The organism is Eudoraea sp. (genome assembly GCF_039969275.1).
Lineage (GTDB): Bacteria > Bacteroidota > Bacteroidia > Flavobacteriales > Flavobacteriaceae > Eudoraea.
This window is the reverse complement of the sequence record NZ_JBDVOC010000017.1, coordinates 48675-66542: the sequence shown is the minus strand read 5'-3', so window position 1 is coordinate 66542 and position 17868 is coordinate 48675. Positions and strand designations below refer to the sequence as shown.

Sequence of the window (17868 nt, the reverse complement as noted above, 5' to 3'; positions counted from 1 at the left end):
TTTTTTTTTAAAATCCTGTTGTACATTTAGATTTATTAAAACTAATTATATCCATCTATGAATAAAATCCTCATTGCAGTTCTTACTTTGTTTACATGCCTAAATTTAGGATATGCCCAAACCCAGGAAGATCAACTGATATTGTTAAAAAAAGAGGTTCAGGAAAAAGTACAGGGAAGAGCTAAAATGGCCCAGGTTATGGTAGATAAAGTCTTTAGTTTTTCTGAATTAGGCTTTCAGGAAGAACAAACTTCAAAATATATTACAGATATTTTAAAGAAAAACGGATTTGAAATAGAATATGGGATATCTGGTGTACCAACGGCGTGGTGGGCAAAATGGGGATCAGGAAAACCTGTTATTGCCATAGGAAGTGATCTTGATTGTATTCCAAAAGCTTCTCAAAAACCAGGTGTAGCCTATCATGATCCTATTGTAGAAGGTGCTCCGGGACATGGAGAAGGTCATAATTCCGGGACACCCCTAAATGTTGTTGCCGTACTTTCAGTAAAAGAAATAATGGAGCGCGAAAATATTTCCGGAACACTCATCATATGGCCCGGAGTGGCTGAAGAACAATTGGGAACAAAAGCTTATTACACCCGAGATGGTTATTTTGACAATGTCGACCTATGTATATTTACACATGTTTCTAATAACATGAATGTCTCCTACGGCCCTGCACGAGGCACGGGTATGATTTCAGTGGAGTATACTTTTGAAGGAGAATCAGCACATTCTGCGGGAGCTCCCTGGAGGGCCAGAAGTGCAGCCGACGCTGTTGAATTAATGAATATAGGCTGGCAATATAATCGGGAACATCTGCATCCTCTGGGAAGATCTCACTCGGTTATAAACAATGGGGGCGATCAGCCAAACGTGGTCCCTTCACAAGCCTCTATCTGGTATTATTTCAGGGAAATTACCTACCCGAAAATCATGGAGGTTTATGAAAGAGCAAACGATATTGCAAAAGGTGCAGCTATGATGACAAGGACCAAGATGAGTAGTAAAATATTAGGGACAGCATGGCCAAGGCATTTTAATAAACCCATTGCAGATGATATGTATTCCAATATTTTGGAAGTAGGCTTACCTGAGTGGAGTGAAGCCGATCAAATGCTGGCAAAAGCTGTGCAGCGCGAAGTGAACTCGCCAAAAGATACGACCGGACTGGCTGTAAAATTAGATACCATAGGCCTTCCTGTACTAGAACCAGTAAGTGGTGGATCTGATGATATTGGTGATATTTCCTGGAAAATACCCACTGTTACACTAAGATATCCTTCTAACATTCCCGGCTTACAAGGCCATCATTGGTCTAATTCTATTGCTATGGCAACCCCTATTGCACACAAAGGTGTAGTTGCCGGAGCCAAAGTTGAAGCTATGACGCTGCTTGATTTACTTCTAAAACCGGAATTGGTAGAGCAGGCATGGACATATTTTAATGAAGAACAAGCAAGCAAACAAAAGTATGTTCCTATGGTCTCCGAAACAGATGAGCCCGCTATCTATCTTAATAAGGAAATTATGGAATTATATGCACCATTACTTGTTCCATTTTATTATGATGAATCCAAATATGATTCTTACCTGGAACAATTAGGAATTACATATCCAACCTTAAGAAAAGATCAATTGGAACAACAAAAGGAAATGAAGTGAAAATGAGTGTTCTAAAAAGTTTAATGGCATATATCCTGATTTTTATACTCTCAAGCAGTTGTAAGCAAAGTGAAGGAAAACAGGTACCAGAAATAAAGTTACCTCGCATCGCAATAGCCGGCCTGGCCATAGAATCCAGTACATTTTCTCCAGCACTAACCCATGAAGAAGCATTCCATGCCAGGGTTGCAGAAGATGTTTTCTCCTTTTATCCTTTTCTTGCAGAAGATTCAGTTAACCGAAAACGAGCCGAATGGATTCCTACTTTAAGGGCACATGCATTACCTGGTGGGATTGTCACCAGGGAAGCCTATGAATCACTAGTGTCAAAAACCCTCGATATGCTTGAAGAAAATGGCCCATATGATGGTCTCTTTTTTGATATCCATGGGGCAATGAGTGTAGTGGGACTAGAAGATCCGGAAGGAGATTTTATACTTCGTGTTCGAGAAATTGTGGGAAAAGAAACCCTGATTTCTACCTCCATGGATTTACATGGCAACGTTTCCTGGCGTCTGGCTCAAAACTCAGACCTTATAACATGCTATCGTATGGCACCCCATGAGGATGCACTTGAATCTAAAAAACGTGCAGTTGATAACCTCTTAAACAGATTAGAAAACAGGAAAGGGAAACCAAAATATAAAGCCTGGATACCAGTTCCAATATTGTTACCGGGAGAAAAAACCAGTACTAGGATAGAACCGGGAAAAAGCTTGTATGCAATGTTGCCTGATGCTACAAAAAGTAAAGGAGTCATTGATGCTGCCATCTGGATCGGATATGCATGGGCAGACGAAGCCCGTAACCATGCAGTGGTTATGGTAACAGGAGATGATAAAAAAGAAGTAGGTGATGCCGCAGAAAAGCTAGCACGGCATTTTTGGCAGGTCAGGTCAGAGTTTGAATTTGTAGCCCCTACCGCCACTTTATTAGAAAGTCTTGATATGGCCATTGCCAGTGAAAAGAAACCTTTCATGATCAGTGATATGGGAGATAACCCTACGGCTGGAGGGGCTGGAGATGTTAGCTGGACCCTTAAGGAAATATTGGCTCGAAAGGAATTCAAGTCTAATAGCGGACCCTCATTAATATATGCATCAATTCCCGGGCCAGAACTAATTGAAAAGGCCAAAGAATTAAAGGTAGGAGATCCTATAAAAGCCTCGGTGGGTGCCATGGTTGATGATAGATATGCAGGCCCGGTTGAATTAGATGGGGTTATTATGGCCATTGAGCATGGCGATATACATGCAGAAACCGAAGTAGTTGTCAGAGTTGGCAGCGTGGATGTTATTGTAACCAAAAAGCGTAAACCATATCATAAAGAAGCCGATTTTACCCGCTTGGGATTGAATCCGCGGGAATCTGATATAGTTATCGTTAAAATAGGTTATCTGGTACCGGAATTATATAATATGAGGGGCGGCTGGATCATGGCACTTACACCAGGAGGAGTAGATCAGGACCTGGACCGACTGGGATATAAAAATATTCTAAGGCCTATGTATCCTTTAGACAAGGATATGAAAGATCCCGATTTAAAAGCGAGGTTTGTACCACTATCTAATGAATAAAATCTTCAGAAATGGGAGCAACTTTAAAACAAATCAAAGAAAATGCCATAGCCTTTTACAAAATGGCCTATAACGGTAATCCTAAAAAAGCAGTTGAATTATACGTAGGTGCAGAATACATACAACATAACCCGTTGGTTGGGGACGGGACTCAACCCTTTGTTGATTATTTCAATAGGATGGCTAGTGAATATCCCGACAAATCAATTGAATTTGTGCGATCTGTGGCTGAAGGTAATCTGGTAGCTCTTCATACACGTCAAATTTGGCCTGACAGCGAGGAATATGTTACCATGGACTTCTTTAGGTTTGATGCCAATGGAAAAATTGTAGAGCACTGGGATTCCATGCAACAAATCCCAGAGACTTCAGCAAATAACAATACTATGTATTGATAATTAGAACGAAAAAACCAAACTATTTTTCTACCTTTAATAGGAGCATAATTAGTTCAAATACAATGTCTGGTGAATAATCTAAGAAAAATCATATCTGAAAATTTATCAGGTAAAAAAGTTGCTATACTTTTCTTTCTTACCAATCTGGTTTATGCATTTATGCTTTTTGTAACCATTCCAAAAACGGTTGCCTATTCCGGTGGAATGAAATTGTTGGATATGATGCCACAGGGATATGATTTTGAATATGTAAACGAACTTTTCAACAAGTTCGGAGAAGAAGGCCGTGAAGCTTATTTATATAATCAGATTCCCGTTGATATGATATATCCTTTGCTTTTCGGTATAACCTATTCGTTGTTAATTGGTTATTTCCTGAAAAAATTGGATAAATTAAATACACACTTTTTCTATTTATGCCTGATACCCATGATAGCAGGAGTAGCTGACTATTTGGAGAATATTGGAATAATCACCATGCTGTATGATTATCCAGACCTATCAATTACACAAATCAATATAACCAACTTTTTTACGCTAATAAAGAGCCTGTCGACAACTCTATTCTTCCTGATACTGATTACAATTATTATCATAGTTGGAATAAAGCGCTTAAAAGGGAAGTAAATCAGTTAACACCGATTAATAAATAAATTCTAACCCTTTGACAATAATAATTTTAGAAAAATAAATGACCTACATTGATTATTATAAAATTCTGGGTATAAATAAAAAGGCCACGGAAAATGACATAAAAAAAGCATATCGGAAAATGGCCCGAAAATATCATCCCGATCTGAATCCGGACGACAAAGAAGCAGAGCGGAAATTCAAGGAAATTAATGAAGCGAATGAGGTGCTAAGCAACCCTGAAAATCGTAAAAAATATGATAAATACGGGAAGGACTGGAAACATGCCGAAGAGTTTGAAAAAGCACAGCAGCAGCAACATCATAGAGGTAGACGGCAGAGAGGTCCTGGCCAATATTCGGAAGAGGACTTTTCAGATTTCTTTAGCTCTATGTTTGGAGGAGGATCTGCACGAAGTCAAAGAAGAAATGTTCAATTTAGAGGACAGGACTACAATGCGGAACTGCAGCTAGAATTGGAAGATGTCTACAGGACACACAAACGTACTCTTACAGTTAATGGCAAAAATATAAGGTTAACTATTCCTGCGGGTGTAAAAAACGGTCAGGTAATTAAAATTAAAGGGCATGGCGGCGAAGGGATTAATGACGGCCCAAGGGGAGATTTAAATATTAAATTCTCTATCTCTAATCACTCGAAATTTAAACGTGATAAAGACAACCTCTACACCACAATTGATCTGGACTTGTATAAAGCCTTATTGGGAGGAGAAGTAGTTATTGACACTTTTGATGGAAAAGTAAAGCTAAAAGTGAAACCGGAAACAAAGAACCTGACTAAGGTAAAATTAAAAGGCAAAGGTTTTCCGGTTTATAAAAAAGAAGGTCAGTTTGGTGATCTTTACATTACGTATCAGATAAAAACGCCAACCAATCTTTCAGATAAGGAAAAGGAATTAATTAAGGAATTGGCAAAACTAAGATAGATATGGAGCTAAAAGATTTTATACCAATTGTTCAGTTATGTGAACATTATAGTGTGGAAATTTCATTTTTTGATGAGCTCCATGAAGAGGGCTTAATTAGTATCACCACCCTGGAACAAACTTCCTATCTTCATCAGGATAAAATTAGTGATGTGGAAAAAATGATTCGAATCCACCAGGAATTGAATATAAATACTGAGGGTATTGATGCAGTTTTCAATTTGCTGCAAAAAATAGATAGTTTACAAAATGAATTAAATAAGCTGCATAATAGGTTAAGCTTATATGAAAATGATTATTGATAAGTAAAAAATACATCTGATGAAAATTGCCAAAATCCATCTTATTCAACTTTTATCAATTTGCCTGATTATATCATGTAGATCACCTCAAAATTCTGAACAAAAAGTAGTTACGAAATCAAGAACCGTTTCAGTTGCTTACAAGGCACCTGTTTTTGAGTCCGATGATCGTGTGGAAAAGATAAAGAGCATTTCTGCAGAAATTCAGAAACTGATAGAGGAGCATTCTAAAGAGCGTAAAATTCCTGGGGTGGCTTACGGCATTGTTGTGGATAATAATCTGGTAGTTTCCTCAGCCACTGGGCTGCTCGATATTTCGAAGGAACTTCCGGCAACTACCGGGTCTGCATTTCGTATAGCATCCATGAGTAAAAGTTTTACAGCTATGGCGATAGTGAAACTCAGGGATGAAGGGAAATTATCTCTTAGCGATCCGGTCGCTGATTATATCCCTGAAATGTCAGGTCTGGAATACCTTACATCCGACTCTCCCATTATAGATATTGAAAACCTGATGACCATGACCGCCGGTTTTCCTGAGGATAACCCGTGGGGTGACCGCCAATTGGATGAGCCTGATCAAATGCTTATAAAACTTCTTAATGAAGGTATTGCATTTTCTAACCCACCCTCCTATACATTTGAATACAGTAATACCGGATATGCCTTGTTGGGTAATATAATCAGTCGCGTTTCCGGAATGCCCTATCAACAATATATCAAAGAGCATATTTTACTTCCTCTTGGAATGAAGCATACCTATTGGGAATATGATAAAATTCCTAAGGAACAATTGGCAATAGGTTACCGATGGGAAGATGATCAATGGAAATTGGAACCCATGCTTCATGACGGATCTTATGGTGCCATGGGAGGATTAATAACTTCTATAGAAGACTTTAGTAAATATGTTAGTTTTCACCTTTCTGCCTGGCCGCCCAGGAGTGATGAAGATAAGGGACCTTTAAAACGCAGTTCGCTGAGGGAGATGCATACGCCTCAATTCTCCGGATTAAATACCCGAGCCACGGATTTTAATGAGAAACCATGTGCAACTGTATCCGGATACGGATACGGATTAGGGATCCATACCAATTGTGAAGGCCTGAAGTTGGTCAGGCATGGAGGTGCTTTACCGGGTTTTGGAAGTAATTATGTTTTCTATCCTGATTATGGAATTGGTATAATGGCTTTCGGTAACCTTACCTATACGGCTCCATGGCCGCTTAAAAAAATAGAAAAATTACTATTTGAGACCTTGGAATTAGAACCCCGTAAACTTCCTATATCAGATATTCTAAGGGAGCGCCAACAACAGGTTATACAATTAATTAAAGAATGGGGTCCTGAATTGGAAAAGGAGCTTCTGGCCGAGAATTTTTTCATGGATAAATCACGTGCGCACAGAATGGCCGAAGCAAAGGAAATTTTTGAAAAGGCTGGTAAGCTTAATAAATCGAACAAAATTCATCCGTACAATCAACTCCGGGGTAGCTTTGACATTGAAACAGAGAATGGAGTTATTAATGTATATTTTACCTTAACCCCTGAAAAAGAGGCAAGATTACAGCAACTTAATTTATCATTTGAATCAAAAGAAATTCAAAATGAGTAAAGAGCGTGTTAACGCTCTTTACTTTATTGGAAATGTAGAAAATTCATCTAATACTTAATGAACTACTTCCTCTAAACTTACCTGTAAATTTTGTTTTACTAAAAATTCCTCAACTATTTGTTCAAGGCTGGGTTCACCAATAGATTGAAGGTTATAAAAAACTCTGGTACTTGGTTTTCTAATGTTAATAATTCTGCTTAAATCTATGGGCGTGCCAATAACAACGGCATCGCAATCGCAGCTATTTATAGTAACTTCCAAATCCCTCAGTTGGTCATCACCATACCCCATGGCTGGTAATAATTTACCAATTTTCGGATAAGTCTCAAAGGTATCCTTTAATTGCCCTACAAGGTATGGCCTGGGATCCACGATCTCAGAAGCTCCAAATTTTTCTGCAGCCAGTGTACCCGCTCCAAGTTTCATTCCCCCATGCGTTAATGTTGGCCCATCTTCTACCACAAGTACTTTTTTATTTCTTATAACCGAAGGATCAGCAACACTAATTGGAGATGCAGCATCAACTACAACAGCATCAGGAACCATTTTGTTGATCACTTTTCTCAGCTTGTCAATGTCTTTGGGATGCGCACTATCTATCTTGTTAATGATAACGGCGTCTGCCATTTTCAAAGTTACTTCTCCCGGATAATACTTCGTTCCATGTCCTGCTCTGTGGGGATCAGTAACCGTCAAATGTAAATCAGGTACATAGAAAGGAAAATCATTGTTTCCACCATCCCATACAATGATATCACAACCATCAGGATCATTTTCTGCCGCCCTTACTATATCTTCATAATCCACACCGGCGTAAATGACATTTCCTCTAACAATATGGGGTTCATATTCCTCCATTTCCTCAATCGTACAGTCGTATTTTTTCAAGTCATCGAGTTCTGCATAGCGTTGTACTCGTTGCGCCTCAAGATCTCCATAGGGCATTGGGTGCCGTATTGCGACTACTTTGAGTCCATTTTCAATAAGTATCTCAATTAATCGCCTGGCAGTTTGACTTTTTCCGCAACCGGTTCTGGTAGCACCAACACTAATCATTGGCTTAGTACTTTTAATTGAGGTTTCTTTTCTGCCTAAAAGAACAAAATTAGCGCCAGCAGTATTGACCAGGGCACTTTTGTGCATCAGATTGTTATATGAAATATCCGAATATGAAAATACAACATCATCGATCTTCAAATCCACAATTAGTTCTTTAAGGTCTTTTTCGTCATAAATTGGAATGCCATCGGCATATAATTTCCCTGCAAGGGAGGCAGGGTATTTACGGTTTAAGATATTAGGAATCTGGGCAGCAGTAAAAGCTACTACCTCAAAATTTTCATTATTCCTGTAAACTGTGTTGAAGTTGTGGAAATCACGGCCAGCAGCGCCCATGATCAAAATCCTTTTTTTTATCATGTTGCTTTATTTTTATATTGTTTTAATCCTTCTAAAGTATTCTAAGATTTATGAATAACAAATGATAAAAGTCATATTCAACTCCCTTTTATGAAGGCATTTTCAAACACAATATAAATAGAGCAATTACCCATTAGATGTTTGCAGAATAAAATATATTGCTATCGGTAATGAAGAAACAAGAAGATAACTCTTTAACACTACCTGCCAAGTGGTCCTATGTTGTATTTAAGGGAATTTATTTATCTTGAAAATTATAAGGATTTTTATATGACCAATTTAATATGGTCTGAGGCATTAATTCTCGCAAAAAAATCACATCTGATTAAATCAAATTATTTTTCATGAGCAGGATTCATTTATTTGAACTGGAAGATCAAAGTTGGTTCCCCGTTTTCTTAAGAAATTACGGAACAGACTTTCTGCAATTCTTATCAAATAAAACCAAAATGTATAAGCCAGTTATTCCCATAATTGAAAAAGGGATTAAACATAGTAAGGAGAATCGTATCATCGATCTTGGATCGGGAGGAGGGGGTGGATTGCTGTGGTTAAACTCTGAACTTAAAAAGAATCATCCGGATTTAAAAATACATTTGACAGATTATTATCCAAACATCCCGGCTTTCGAATACACTCAACAACAGTCAGATAATTTCGAGTATTCTACAAAATCAGTTGATGCCAGAGAAGTTCCAAAAGAGTTAAAGGGATTCAGAACCATGTTTTTATCCTTACATCATTTTAAACCAATAGATGCCCATCAGATTTTACAGAACGCCGTAGACTCCAGATCATCTATTGGGGTCTTCGAAGCTCAGGAGCGAAGTATACCTAGTTTACTGGCGATGTTTTTTTCACCCATAACGGTCCTATTTACTACTCCTTTTATCCGGCCTTTTAAAATTGGCAGGATACTCTTTACTTACTTAATCCCTATTGTCCCCCTCTTTGTATGGTGGGACGGGTTAGTTTCCTCTCTACGCACGTATTCAGTTAAGGAAATGCAAGAGCTCGTAGAACAACTAGAAAACAAGGACAGTTTTGATTGGGAGATAAATAGGATAAAATCGGGTCCCGGAATTATTCTTTATCTTCTTGGAACAGCAAAGGGATAATTCACAACTAATGTGCAGTAGCCTCGCTTTTTCTCGAAAAAACAGTAAATTACCTCTTGAATTCTAAATGTATTTAGATGAAAAACATTGACAGAAGAAATTTTATTAAGAAGACCTCTTTATCGGCAGCAGGTTTGGCTGCGGCAACTACTTTACCGTTTACCGGTTACGGACAAGATACTCGTGCTACAAGTGCAATGTATATGGGTGGATTTGCCGCTCCCAAGTTGGAGACCGTTCGGGTCGCGGTAATAGGAGTAGGCGCCAGAGGACCAGCTCATTTACAATTCGCTGCCTCCCTGCCAGGGACCGAAATAGTTGCTATATGTGACTTGTACGAAGATCTTGCTACTAAATGGGCTACCGTGGTTACTGAAATGGGAAATGGCCAAAGGCATCAAAACATCGCCACGTATTACGGCGATAAGGACAAATGGAAATTGATGCTGAAAGAAGTAAAACCAGATATGGTTTTTATAGCCACAAATTGGGCCAATCATGCCCCAATGGCCATTGAAGCAATGAATAAGGGAGCACATGCCTTTGTTGAAGTCCCCCTGGCTATTAGCATTGATGAGCTATGGAAGATTGTAGACACCTCAGAAAAGACACGGAAGCACTGCATGATGATGGAAAATGTAAATTATGGCCGCGACGAGTTACTATTTTTAAATATGTGTAGATTAGGACTCGTTGGTGAGCTATTGCACGGGGAGGCTGCTTATATTCATGATTTAAGGACACAGATGGATGAGGTTGATCGCGGAACCGGTTCCTGGCGTACTTACCATTATGCAAAAAGAAACGGGAACCTCTACCCTACTCATGGTCTTGGGCCGGTAGCTCAATATATGAATCTGGGTCGTGGGGAGGACACTTTTAAAAGTCTAGTCTCCTATTCCTCTCCGGCTCTTGGTCGAGGCATATATGCCAAAGAAAATTATCCTCCGGAACATCAATGGAATCAATTGGATTACAAAGGAGGTGATATGAACACCTCAATTATTAAGACAAGTCTCGGGCGAACACTTATGGTACAATGGGATGAAACAAGTCCCCGGCCTTATTCAAGACTTAATTTGATACAAGGTACAAAAGGAATCTTGGCTGGTTTCCCCACCCGGGTAGCTTTAGAAGGAGGTATTGAAGGTATTACCGAAAATCATCATCAATGGGCTCAAGGAGAGCAACTTGCAGCGATTTATGAAAAATATGATCATCCTTTATACAAACGCTTATCCTCAACTACCAGTGAAAGTGGCCATGGTGGCATGGATGGAATGATGGTCTATCGGATTATTGAATGTCTTAGAAATGGCTTGCCCCTTGATCAAAATGTTTATGAAGGTTGTTTCTGGAGTGCAGTTTCTCCTTTAAGTGAACTCTCAGTTGCTAATGAGGGCGCTCCGCAGTACTTCCCCGATTTTACCCGGGGTAATTGGAAAGAAACGAAGCCTTTGGATATCATATTATAATTTTGTGGTCTTTGATACATTTCTGTAAATAATTCGTCGCATTAAGAGATACGTATTATCAACTAGTTATGAATAAGCAAATAAATTCAATAATTAGACAATTACATGAAGTTCATCATGGTCTGATTTGGGCAGGTCCTTCTTATAAAAAAAAGTTAGTTAAAGTAGACGAAAATAAGCTATTTGTACGTCCTCTTTCCTCTGTTCACAGTATTGCCGAAATTATGGCGCATATTATTTCATGGAGGAAGGATGCTATCATAAAATTAAAGACCGGTAGAGGTGAACTTACAGATGCCCATCCGGATAATTGGAGGTCAAATGACGAATTAAAGGCTATTGGCTGGGATAAGATCCAGGAAGAGGATAATAGCACGCTCCGGGAATTATTGGAGCTAATACAAGATAAGGCTGATAGCTTTTTAGATGAATTGTACTATGATCCTGAATTTGAGGGTAACCATCCTTATTCTTTTGTACTTGAAGGAATGTTACACCACGACATCTACCATTTAGGACAAATAGGGCTTGTGATAAAATTGCTAAAGGAATGAAGCGTCCCGTAAAACTTATAACGGAAACTCCCAGATTAATACTCAGAGAGTTCGCACTTGATGATGCCAAAAGTATGTGGGAATTAAATTCAGATCCGGAAGTTATAAAATATACTGGCGATCCTCCATTTGCCAGTGTCGAAAAGGCGAAGGAATTTCTTCTTAATTACAAGGATTATGAGAAAAACGGATTTGGCAGATGGGCAGTCATTACAAAAGCCTCCAATTCCTTTATTGGTTGGTGTGGACTAAAGCTCAACGAACAAAATTTGGTCGATCTCGGATTTCGCTTTTTTAGGAAAGAATGGAATAAAGGCTATGCCACTGAAGCTGCACATGCGTGTCTTGAATATGGCTTTTTAGAGCTAGATTTAAAAGAGATTATTGGCAGGGTTGCCAGACAAAATAAAGCCTCCATAAAAGTTTTGGAAAAACTTTCGATGGATTACTGGAAAAATGATAGCTGCAAGGGTATTGAAGACTCTTTGTACTACAGGATAACAAAGGAACAGTACCTTCAAAAGGTAATAAAAAGTAACTGAATGGACATGGATTCGAAATCTGACTATATTAAAATAAATAGGGCCTCCTGGAACAGAAAGACAGATACTCACATGGAGTCTGATTTTTATGATATGAAAGGTTTCCTCGATGGGAAAACATCACTTAAAAGCATTGAATTAAATCTTCTGGGGGATATAAAAGGTCAAAATATATTGCATTTGCAATGTCATTTTGGTCAGGATACACTGTCTTTAGGAAGGCTTGGAGCCAGGGTCACCGGGGTTGATCTTTCAGATAAGGCTATTGAAAGAGCAGGAGAATTGGCATCGAAAACAAAAATAGACGCCAAATTTATTTGCTGTGATCTTTATGATCTGCCCAATCATTTAAAGGAGGAATTTGATATTATTTATACATCCTATGGCACCATTGGTTGGTTGCCTGATATTAACAAATGGGGGCAAGTTATCTCTCATTTTTTGAGACCTGGCGGCAAACTTGTTTTCGTAGAGTTTCATCCGGTAGTCTGGATGTTTGATAATGAATTTAGTAAAGTGGAATATAACTATTTCAATTCCGGGCCAATTGTGGAAACTGAAACAGGAACCTATGCAAACAGGGATGCTAATCTTACGCTTGAATACGTAATGTGGAATCACAGCATAGGTGAAGTAATGAATAGTCTTATAAACAATGGCCTTGAAGTGATATCCCTAGAGGAATATGATTATTCCCCGTACAACTGTTTTAATTTTACGGTAGAACCCGAACCTGGAAAGTATCGAATTAAACACCTTGGGAATAAACTTCCAATGGTATATAGTATAGAAGCTAGAAAAAAGAACTCAGTTTCTAAAAGTTAAACATTAATAACCCATGAGAAAATACCTCTATTTGATTCTGACCCTTTCGATCATATCCTGTACCACTAAGCCAGAGTTATCCGACCGCAGTGGTATTTATAGCGGCCTCTTTGAAAAAGGAAATTTTGCAGACTCCATTGTTATTGAACTCGAACAGGATTCCATTCAATGGAAGGCTTATTTTACCAGCCTTGAACAAAATGCCAACAGAATTCCATTTAGGGAGCTTGAAGTAAAAGAAGATTCAATTAATTTTAAATTACAAAGCGATTTTTATACCTATTCGTTTAAAAATAAATGGGCGAATAATAATTCTGAACTACAGGGTTCCCTTACGGTAGATACCATGAAAATCCCATACACCTTCTATAAAGTTAGGGGCAAAATACAATCCCCAACTTCGGAGGAGGTAAGCTTTGAAACTAATGATCTGAAATTGAATGGCACTATTTACCATCCATCCATAGACACCAAAAAAGCCATGATTATTGTCACTTCCTCTGGCAATTCAGACAGGAGTGCTTCCAGAGCGGAAGCCCAGCTTTTTGCAAAACGAGGTACTACTACATTTATTTATGACAAACGGGGGACAGGGATTTCTGAAGGTAATTGGTCACAGGCCAGTATAGAAGAACTTGTGTCAGATGATATTAATGCAATTAAGTGGTTTTCTCAAAAGACAAACATCCCTATTAGCCATATTGGTATTAAAGGCAGCAGCCAGGGAGCTAGCAAGATCCCATATATTTTGAATGAATTAAAAGAACTCAAATATGGCATTGCCGTGAGCTGCCCTGGCTCTACCTTATTGGAAAGTGATCTTAATTACTGGAAGAACAGAAATAAGGAGAAACTTGGCGAGGATATCGAAGCAGCAACCAATTTAGAGCGTATGGTTTTTGAAACTATTGCAGGTGAAATTTCCAAAGAAACCCTTCAGAAAGAGATCGTCGCCAATAAATCTCAGGAGTGGTTTGATACAGTATGGGTTCCCAACCTTGATGAAATAGAAATAGATAAAAAATTGAAATATACTCCTCTACCCTATTTTGAAAAAATTAAGCAACCGGTACTCATTGTTCAGGGTAGTTTGGATGAAATTATACCTACGGACAGTTACGAAATCATCTCCGAAGCCCTTGAGAAAGCTCAAAATAAAAAATATGAAATAATAGTATTAAAAGGTGCTTCACACTCCATGTATGATGTTGGACAGAGTGATTTTCCTTATTGGTCCAAGTTACATCCTCAATACTTAACAACTTTGGAAAATTGGGTCCAAAATCTATCTGATTCCAACTAAGTCTTCAGAAGTTCGGTTATTAAACACACATTTGATTACAAAAATTCATTTCTCAAATTTCGTAAGACCAAAATCCACCTTATATTTAACCATTATACTTTTATTGAATTTCCCTCCATTAATATAAATTTATATCTAACTAAAATTCTTCGTACATGACTATGCATATTAAAAATCAACTCTTCCTGGCCATACTGCTATCCATAGGACTTTCTCAGATTAATGCTCAAAATATCGTTGATACGAGGTTAATGAAAAGTCCGGCAATAAGTGAAAATAATATCGCTTTTATTTATGCCGAGGACCTTTGGATAGCTAATAAAAATGGTTCTAATCCTAGACGCCTAACAATTGATGAGGGTGTAGAATCGAACCCTGTTTTTTCACCAGACGGTTCTTTAATCGCCTTCAGTGCAGAATATGACGGTAATATAGACGTATTTGTTGTTTCCGCGCAAGGAGGAGTTCCTAAAAGATTAACATGGCATCCGGGCTGGGATCAGGTCAGGGATTTTACACCTGATGGTAAAAGTGTGCTTTTCATCTCTCGCAGATCTACCTATACAAACCGACATGCCAAGCTTTATACCGTAGCAATTGAAGGTGGCCAGCCCATGGAACTTCCTATTCCTACTGCATTTAGCGCATCCTATTCAGAAGACGGAAAATACATTGCTTATACCCCTTTATATGAAGTTTTTAACCAGTGGAAAAATTACAGAGGAGGTACGCAGTCGCGAATATGGATCTACAATATAGAAACCTATGAGGTTACCGAAATTAGCAAACCCTCATCTGGTGGCAATGACACCAATCCGCAATGGATAGGTAATAAAGTATTTTTTAGAAGTGACCGCAACGGGGAATTTAATTTATATGCCTATGATTTGGATACCAAGGGGGTTACCCAACTCACAAATTATGACGATTTTCCTGTGATAAGTCTGAATACCAATAACAATGATTTAATTTACGAGCAAGCCGGATATTTACATTTATTTGATTCCAATTCTTTATCCAGCACAAAAATTACCATCCCAATCGCCACAGATCTGCTGGAACTTCGACCACGTTATGTCTCTGGAGACAGCTATGTCAGAAGTGCAGGTATTTCACCTTCCGGGGCCAGGGCAGTATTTGATTTCAGGGGTGAAGTAGTTACCGTACCTGCTGAAAAAGGCGATGTGGAAAACATTAGCCAAACTCCCGGGGTTCATGAGAAATACCCGCAATGGTCGCCCGACGGCAAACAAATAGCCTATTTTTCTGATGCTTCGGGTGAATACAGCCTGCATCTTAAAACATTAGAAAATGGGGCGATAAAAAAGTTTCCTATTTCCCGTTCTGGCTTTTACGCCTATTTACATTGGTCACCGGACAGTAAGAAATTGTGCTTCGTGGATAATGGACGTAATTTATTTATGGTCAATACATCCAGTGGAAAGATCACTAAAATTGGAACAGATAAACTTTATTTTCCAGGGGTTTTCAGGGAACTTTTTGGATCCTGGTCTCATGATTCAAAATGGGTGTCATACACGATTATTACAGAAACAAATTTTGAAAGAGCCTACGTATATTCCCTGGATCAAAATCTATCCTTCGAACTTTCCGATGGACTTTCTAACGTTAGCGAACCCATATTTGATCCAAGCGGTAAATATATTTATATGCTTGCTTCCACAGATGCCGGTCCGGTTGTGAATTGGTTTGATCAGTCTAATCAGGACATGGAAATGACAAATTCCATCTATTTGGTAACATTACAAAAAGAACTTATATCCCCTTTGGCTAAAGAAAATGATGAAGAAAATGACGAGGACGATGAAAAAACTAAAAAGGATTCCACAGATAAGGATGAAAAGAAGGAGAATAAAACGGCTCCTCCATTGAGAATTGATTGGGGGCAAATTTCAAATCGAATTATTGACCTTCCTATTTCACCGGGAATGTATTCTGGTTTAAGTTGTTCGGAAGAGGGGAAATTATTTTATTTATCACGCAAGCCGCATAGCAGTTACAGCGATCCGCAGTCTCTTAGAATGTATGATCTAAAAGAGCGGGAAGACGAGGAAGTTATGCCGGCAAATTGGTACACAATTGCTGCTGCGGGGAAAAAAATGTTATACCTGAAAGGGAAGACATGGGGAATCACAGAGGTGGGTAAAAAACCAGAAAATGGTAAAATAAATATAGGCGCCATCCAGGTGAAAATAGATCCCCGACAAGAGTGGTCTAATATATTTGATGAAACCTGGCGTGTGAACAGGGACTATTTCTATGACCCCGGAATGCATGGTTTGGATTGGAATGCCATGAAAGAAAAATATAAAAGTTTTCTACCTGATGTCACATGCAGAAGTGATCTCTACAGAGTTATGCAATGGATGTGTAGTGAAATTGCTGTTGGGCATCATAGATTTGGTAGTCGGGGCGATCGAATGAATAACCCGGATAAAGTAGGCGGAGGACTGCTTGGAGCAGATTATGAAGTGGTTAACAACCGATATCGCTTTGCTAAGATATATGGAGGTCTAAACTGGACACCAGAGCTTCGTTCACCGTTGACGGAACCTGGGGTAAACATTGTTGTGGGGGAATATTTAATAGCAGTGAATGGAAATGAGGTTACTACAGATCAAAATCTATATAGTTTCTTTGAAAACACTGAAAATAAAATAGTGGAGCTTACAGTTTCAGCCTCAGCAAACGGGTCTGGTTCACGAAAAGTGAAGATAGTTCCTATAGAAAGTGAGCGTTCCCTTAGAAACAGGGATTGGGTTGAAGGAAATATTAAAAAAGTAGACAAAGCTACGAACGGACAGGTAGCATATGTTTATGTTCCCAATACGGCAGGGGCGGGACATGAATATTTTAAACGCTACTTCTTCCCACAGGCTAATAAAAAGGCTATAATTGTTGATGAGCGACATAATGGTGGCGGGCAATTGGCAGATTACTATATAGATATGCTAAAGAAACCCTATCAGGCCTCCTGGAATTTCAGATATGGTAACGATCTCAAAGCTCCCAGTGCTTCTATACAAGGTCCTAAGGTTATGATTATTGATGAAACAGCAGGCTCAGGTGGAGATTATCTCCCCTGGATGTTTAGAAAATTTAAACTGGGAACCATAATTGGAAAAACTACCTGGGGCGGGCTAGTAGGCGTTTTAGGATACCCGGAATTCATAGATGGTGGATCGGTTACTGCACCTAATGTCGCCTTTTGGAATGAAGATGGTTACCGGGTGGAAAATGAAGGTGTTGCGCCGGATATTGAAATAGAACAATTGCCCAAGGCAGTTATTTCTGGAGGGGATCCTCAATTGGAAAAAGCCATTGAAGTTGTGCTGGAGCAGCTCAAAAGTAATCCCCCTGTAACTCCCAAGCGACCGGAGTATCCTGTTCGGGTTAGAAAATCTAACTGATAAATCTATTAATGTGCGATGTTCAACAAAATTCATCGCACATTTTTTTTGACTCAGATTTATTG

The 17868-nt window shown here is 38.8% G+C and carries 15 protein-coding genes; 14 read left to right on the top strand and 1 reads right to left on the bottom strand.

Going from position 1 to position 17868, the window contains the following annotated elements:
* Window positions 1–57: 57 nt before the first annotated feature.
* The 7 genes from ABJH90_RS15920 (at window position 58) to ABJH90_RS15890 (ending at window position 7136) form a co-directional block, all read left to right on the top strand.
* A complete protein-coding gene (locus ABJH90_RS15920; protein WP_348139831.1) occupies window positions 58–1668 on the top strand; it encodes a peptidase dimerization domain-containing protein in 1611 nt (536 codons plus the stop codon).
* A 2-nt stretch (window positions 1669–1670) separates the two neighbouring features.
* Window positions 1671–3245, top strand: coding sequence for a M81 family metallopeptidase (locus ABJH90_RS15915; protein ID WP_348139829.1), 1575 nt, complete (start codon window positions 1671–1673; stop codon window positions 3243–3245).
* A gap of 11 nt (window positions 3246–3256) precedes the next feature.
* On the top strand, window positions 3257–3640 hold the full coding sequence (locus ABJH90_RS15910; RefSeq protein WP_348139827.1) for a nuclear transport factor 2 family protein: 384 nt from the start codon (window positions 3257–3259) through the stop codon (window positions 3638–3640).
* Between the two features lie 72 nt (window positions 3641–3712).
* On the top strand, window positions 3713–4270 hold the full coding sequence (locus ABJH90_RS15905) for a hypothetical protein (protein ID WP_348139825.1): 558 nt from the start codon (window positions 3713–3715) through the stop codon (window positions 4268–4270).
* Window positions 4271–4334: 64 nt separating this feature from the next.
* A complete protein-coding gene (locus ABJH90_RS15900) occupies window positions 4335–5219 on the top strand; it encodes a J domain-containing protein (protein ID WP_348139823.1) in 885 nt (294 codons plus the stop codon).
* A gap of 2 nt (window positions 5220–5221) precedes the next feature.
* Window positions 5222–5521, top strand: a complete 300-nt coding sequence (locus ABJH90_RS15895) for a chaperone modulator CbpM (protein WP_348139821.1) — start codon at window positions 5222–5224, stop codon at window positions 5519–5521.
* A 19-nt stretch (window positions 5522–5540) separates the two neighbouring features.
* On the top strand, window positions 5541–7136 hold the full coding sequence (locus ABJH90_RS15890; RefSeq protein ID WP_348139819.1) for a serine hydrolase domain-containing protein: 1596 nt from the start codon (window positions 5541–5543) through the stop codon (window positions 7134–7136).
* Window positions 7137–7190: 54 nt separating this feature from the next.
* Here the strand turns inward: ABJH90_RS15890 and ABJH90_RS15885 are convergent, their stop codons facing one another.
* The gene (locus ABJH90_RS15885) at window positions 7191–8555 is read right to left on the bottom strand and encodes a cyclic 2,3-diphosphoglycerate synthase (RefSeq protein ID WP_348139817.1); all 1365 of its coding nucleotides are present in this window, start codon (window positions 8553–8555) and stop codon (window positions 7191–7193) included.
* 344 nt (window positions 8556–8899) lie between these two features.
* Between ABJH90_RS15885 and ABJH90_RS15880 the strand changes: the two genes are divergently transcribed.
* The 7 genes from ABJH90_RS15880 (at window position 8900) to ABJH90_RS15850 (ending at window position 17803) form a co-directional block, all read left to right on the top strand.
* Window positions 8900–9673 (top strand): hypothetical protein, encoded by a 774-nt coding sequence (locus ABJH90_RS15880; protein WP_348139815.1) that lies wholly within the window; start codon window positions 8900–8902, stop codon window positions 9671–9673.
* A gap of 77 nt (window positions 9674–9750) precedes the next feature.
* Window positions 9751–11148 carry a Gfo/Idh/MocA family oxidoreductase gene (locus tag ABJH90_RS15875; protein ID WP_348139813.1) on the top strand — a complete coding sequence of 466 codons (1398 nt, stop codon included), beginning with the start codon at window positions 9751–9753 and terminating at the stop codon, window positions 11146–11148.
* 68 nt (window positions 11149–11216) lie between these two features.
* The gene (locus ABJH90_RS15870; protein WP_348139811.1) at window positions 11217–11702 is read left to right on the top strand and encodes a DinB family protein; all 486 of its coding nucleotides are present in this window, start codon (window positions 11217–11219) and stop codon (window positions 11700–11702) included.
* The gene (locus tag ABJH90_RS15865; protein WP_348139809.1) at window positions 11699–12244 is read left to right on the top strand and encodes a GNAT family N-acetyltransferase; all 546 of its coding nucleotides are present in this window, start codon (window positions 11699–11701) and stop codon (window positions 12242–12244) included. The genes ABJH90_RS15870 and ABJH90_RS15865 overlap by 4 nt, the downstream gene beginning before the upstream one ends.
* Before the next feature lie 6 nt (window positions 12245–12250).
* Complete coding sequence (locus ABJH90_RS15860; RefSeq protein WP_348140387.1) at window positions 12251–13069, top strand: class I SAM-dependent methyltransferase; 819 nt, start codon at window positions 12251–12253, stop codon at window positions 13067–13069.
* Window positions 13070–13082: 13 nt separating this feature from the next.
* Complete coding sequence (locus ABJH90_RS15855) at window positions 13083–14372, top strand: CocE/NonD family hydrolase (protein WP_348139807.1); 1290 nt, start codon at window positions 13083–13085, stop codon at window positions 14370–14372.
* Between the two features lie 155 nt (window positions 14373–14527).
* Entirely contained in the window at window positions 14528–17803 is a 3276-nt protein-coding gene (locus tag ABJH90_RS15850; protein ID WP_348139805.1) for a PDZ domain-containing protein, read from the top strand.
* The last annotated feature ends 65 nt before the right edge of the window (window positions 17804–17868 follow it).

Excerpts from the sequence above, each read along its gene's own strand:
- ABJH90_RS15890 (WP_348139819.1), top strand. The coding sequence starts at position 5,541 with ATGAAAATTGCCAAAATCCATCTTATTCAACTTTTATCAATTTGCCTG.
- ABJH90_RS15865 (WP_348139809.1), top strand. The coding sequence starts at position 11,699 with ATGAAGCGTCCCGTAAAACTTATAACGGAAACTCCCAGATTAATACTC.
- ABJH90_RS15875 (WP_348139813.1), top strand. The coding sequence starts at position 9,751 with ATGAAAAACATTGACAGAAGAAATTTTATTAAGAAGACCTCTTTATCG.
- ABJH90_RS15895 (WP_348139821.1), top strand. The coding sequence starts at position 5,222 with ATGGAGCTAAAAGATTTTATACCAATTGTTCAGTTATGTGAACATTAT.
- ABJH90_RS15920 (WP_348139831.1), top strand. The coding sequence starts at position 58 with ATGAATAAAATCCTCATTGCAGTTCTTACTTTGTTTACATGCCTAAAT.
- ABJH90_RS15855 (WP_348139807.1), top strand. The coding sequence starts at position 13,083 with ATGAGAAAATACCTCTATTTGATTCTGACCCTTTCGATCATATCCTGT.
- ABJH90_RS15880 (WP_348139815.1), top strand. The coding sequence starts at position 8,900 with ATGAGCAGGATTCATTTATTTGAACTGGAAGATCAAAGTTGGTTCCCC.
- ABJH90_RS15870 (WP_348139811.1), top strand. The coding sequence starts at position 11,217 with ATGAATAAGCAAATAAATTCAATAATTAGACAATTACATGAAGTTCAT.
- ABJH90_RS15860 (WP_348140387.1), top strand. The coding sequence starts at position 12,251 with ATGGATTCGAAATCTGACTATATTAAAATAAATAGGGCCTCCTGGAAC.
- ABJH90_RS15885 (WP_348139817.1), bottom strand. The coding sequence starts at position 8,555 with ATGATAAAAAAAAGGATTTTGATCATGGGCGCTGCTGGCCGTGATTTC.
- ABJH90_RS15910 (WP_348139827.1), top strand. The coding sequence starts at position 3,257 with ATGGGAGCAACTTTAAAACAAATCAAAGAAAATGCCATAGCCTTTTAC.
- ABJH90_RS15915 (WP_348139829.1), top strand. The coding sequence starts at position 1,671 with ATGAGTGTTCTAAAAAGTTTAATGGCATATATCCTGATTTTTATACTC.
- ABJH90_RS15850 (WP_348139805.1), top strand. The coding sequence starts at position 14,528 with ATGACTATGCATATTAAAAATCAACTCTTCCTGGCCATACTGCTATCC.
- ABJH90_RS15900 (WP_348139823.1), top strand. The coding sequence starts at position 4,335 with ATGACCTACATTGATTATTATAAAATTCTGGGTATAAATAAAAAGGCC.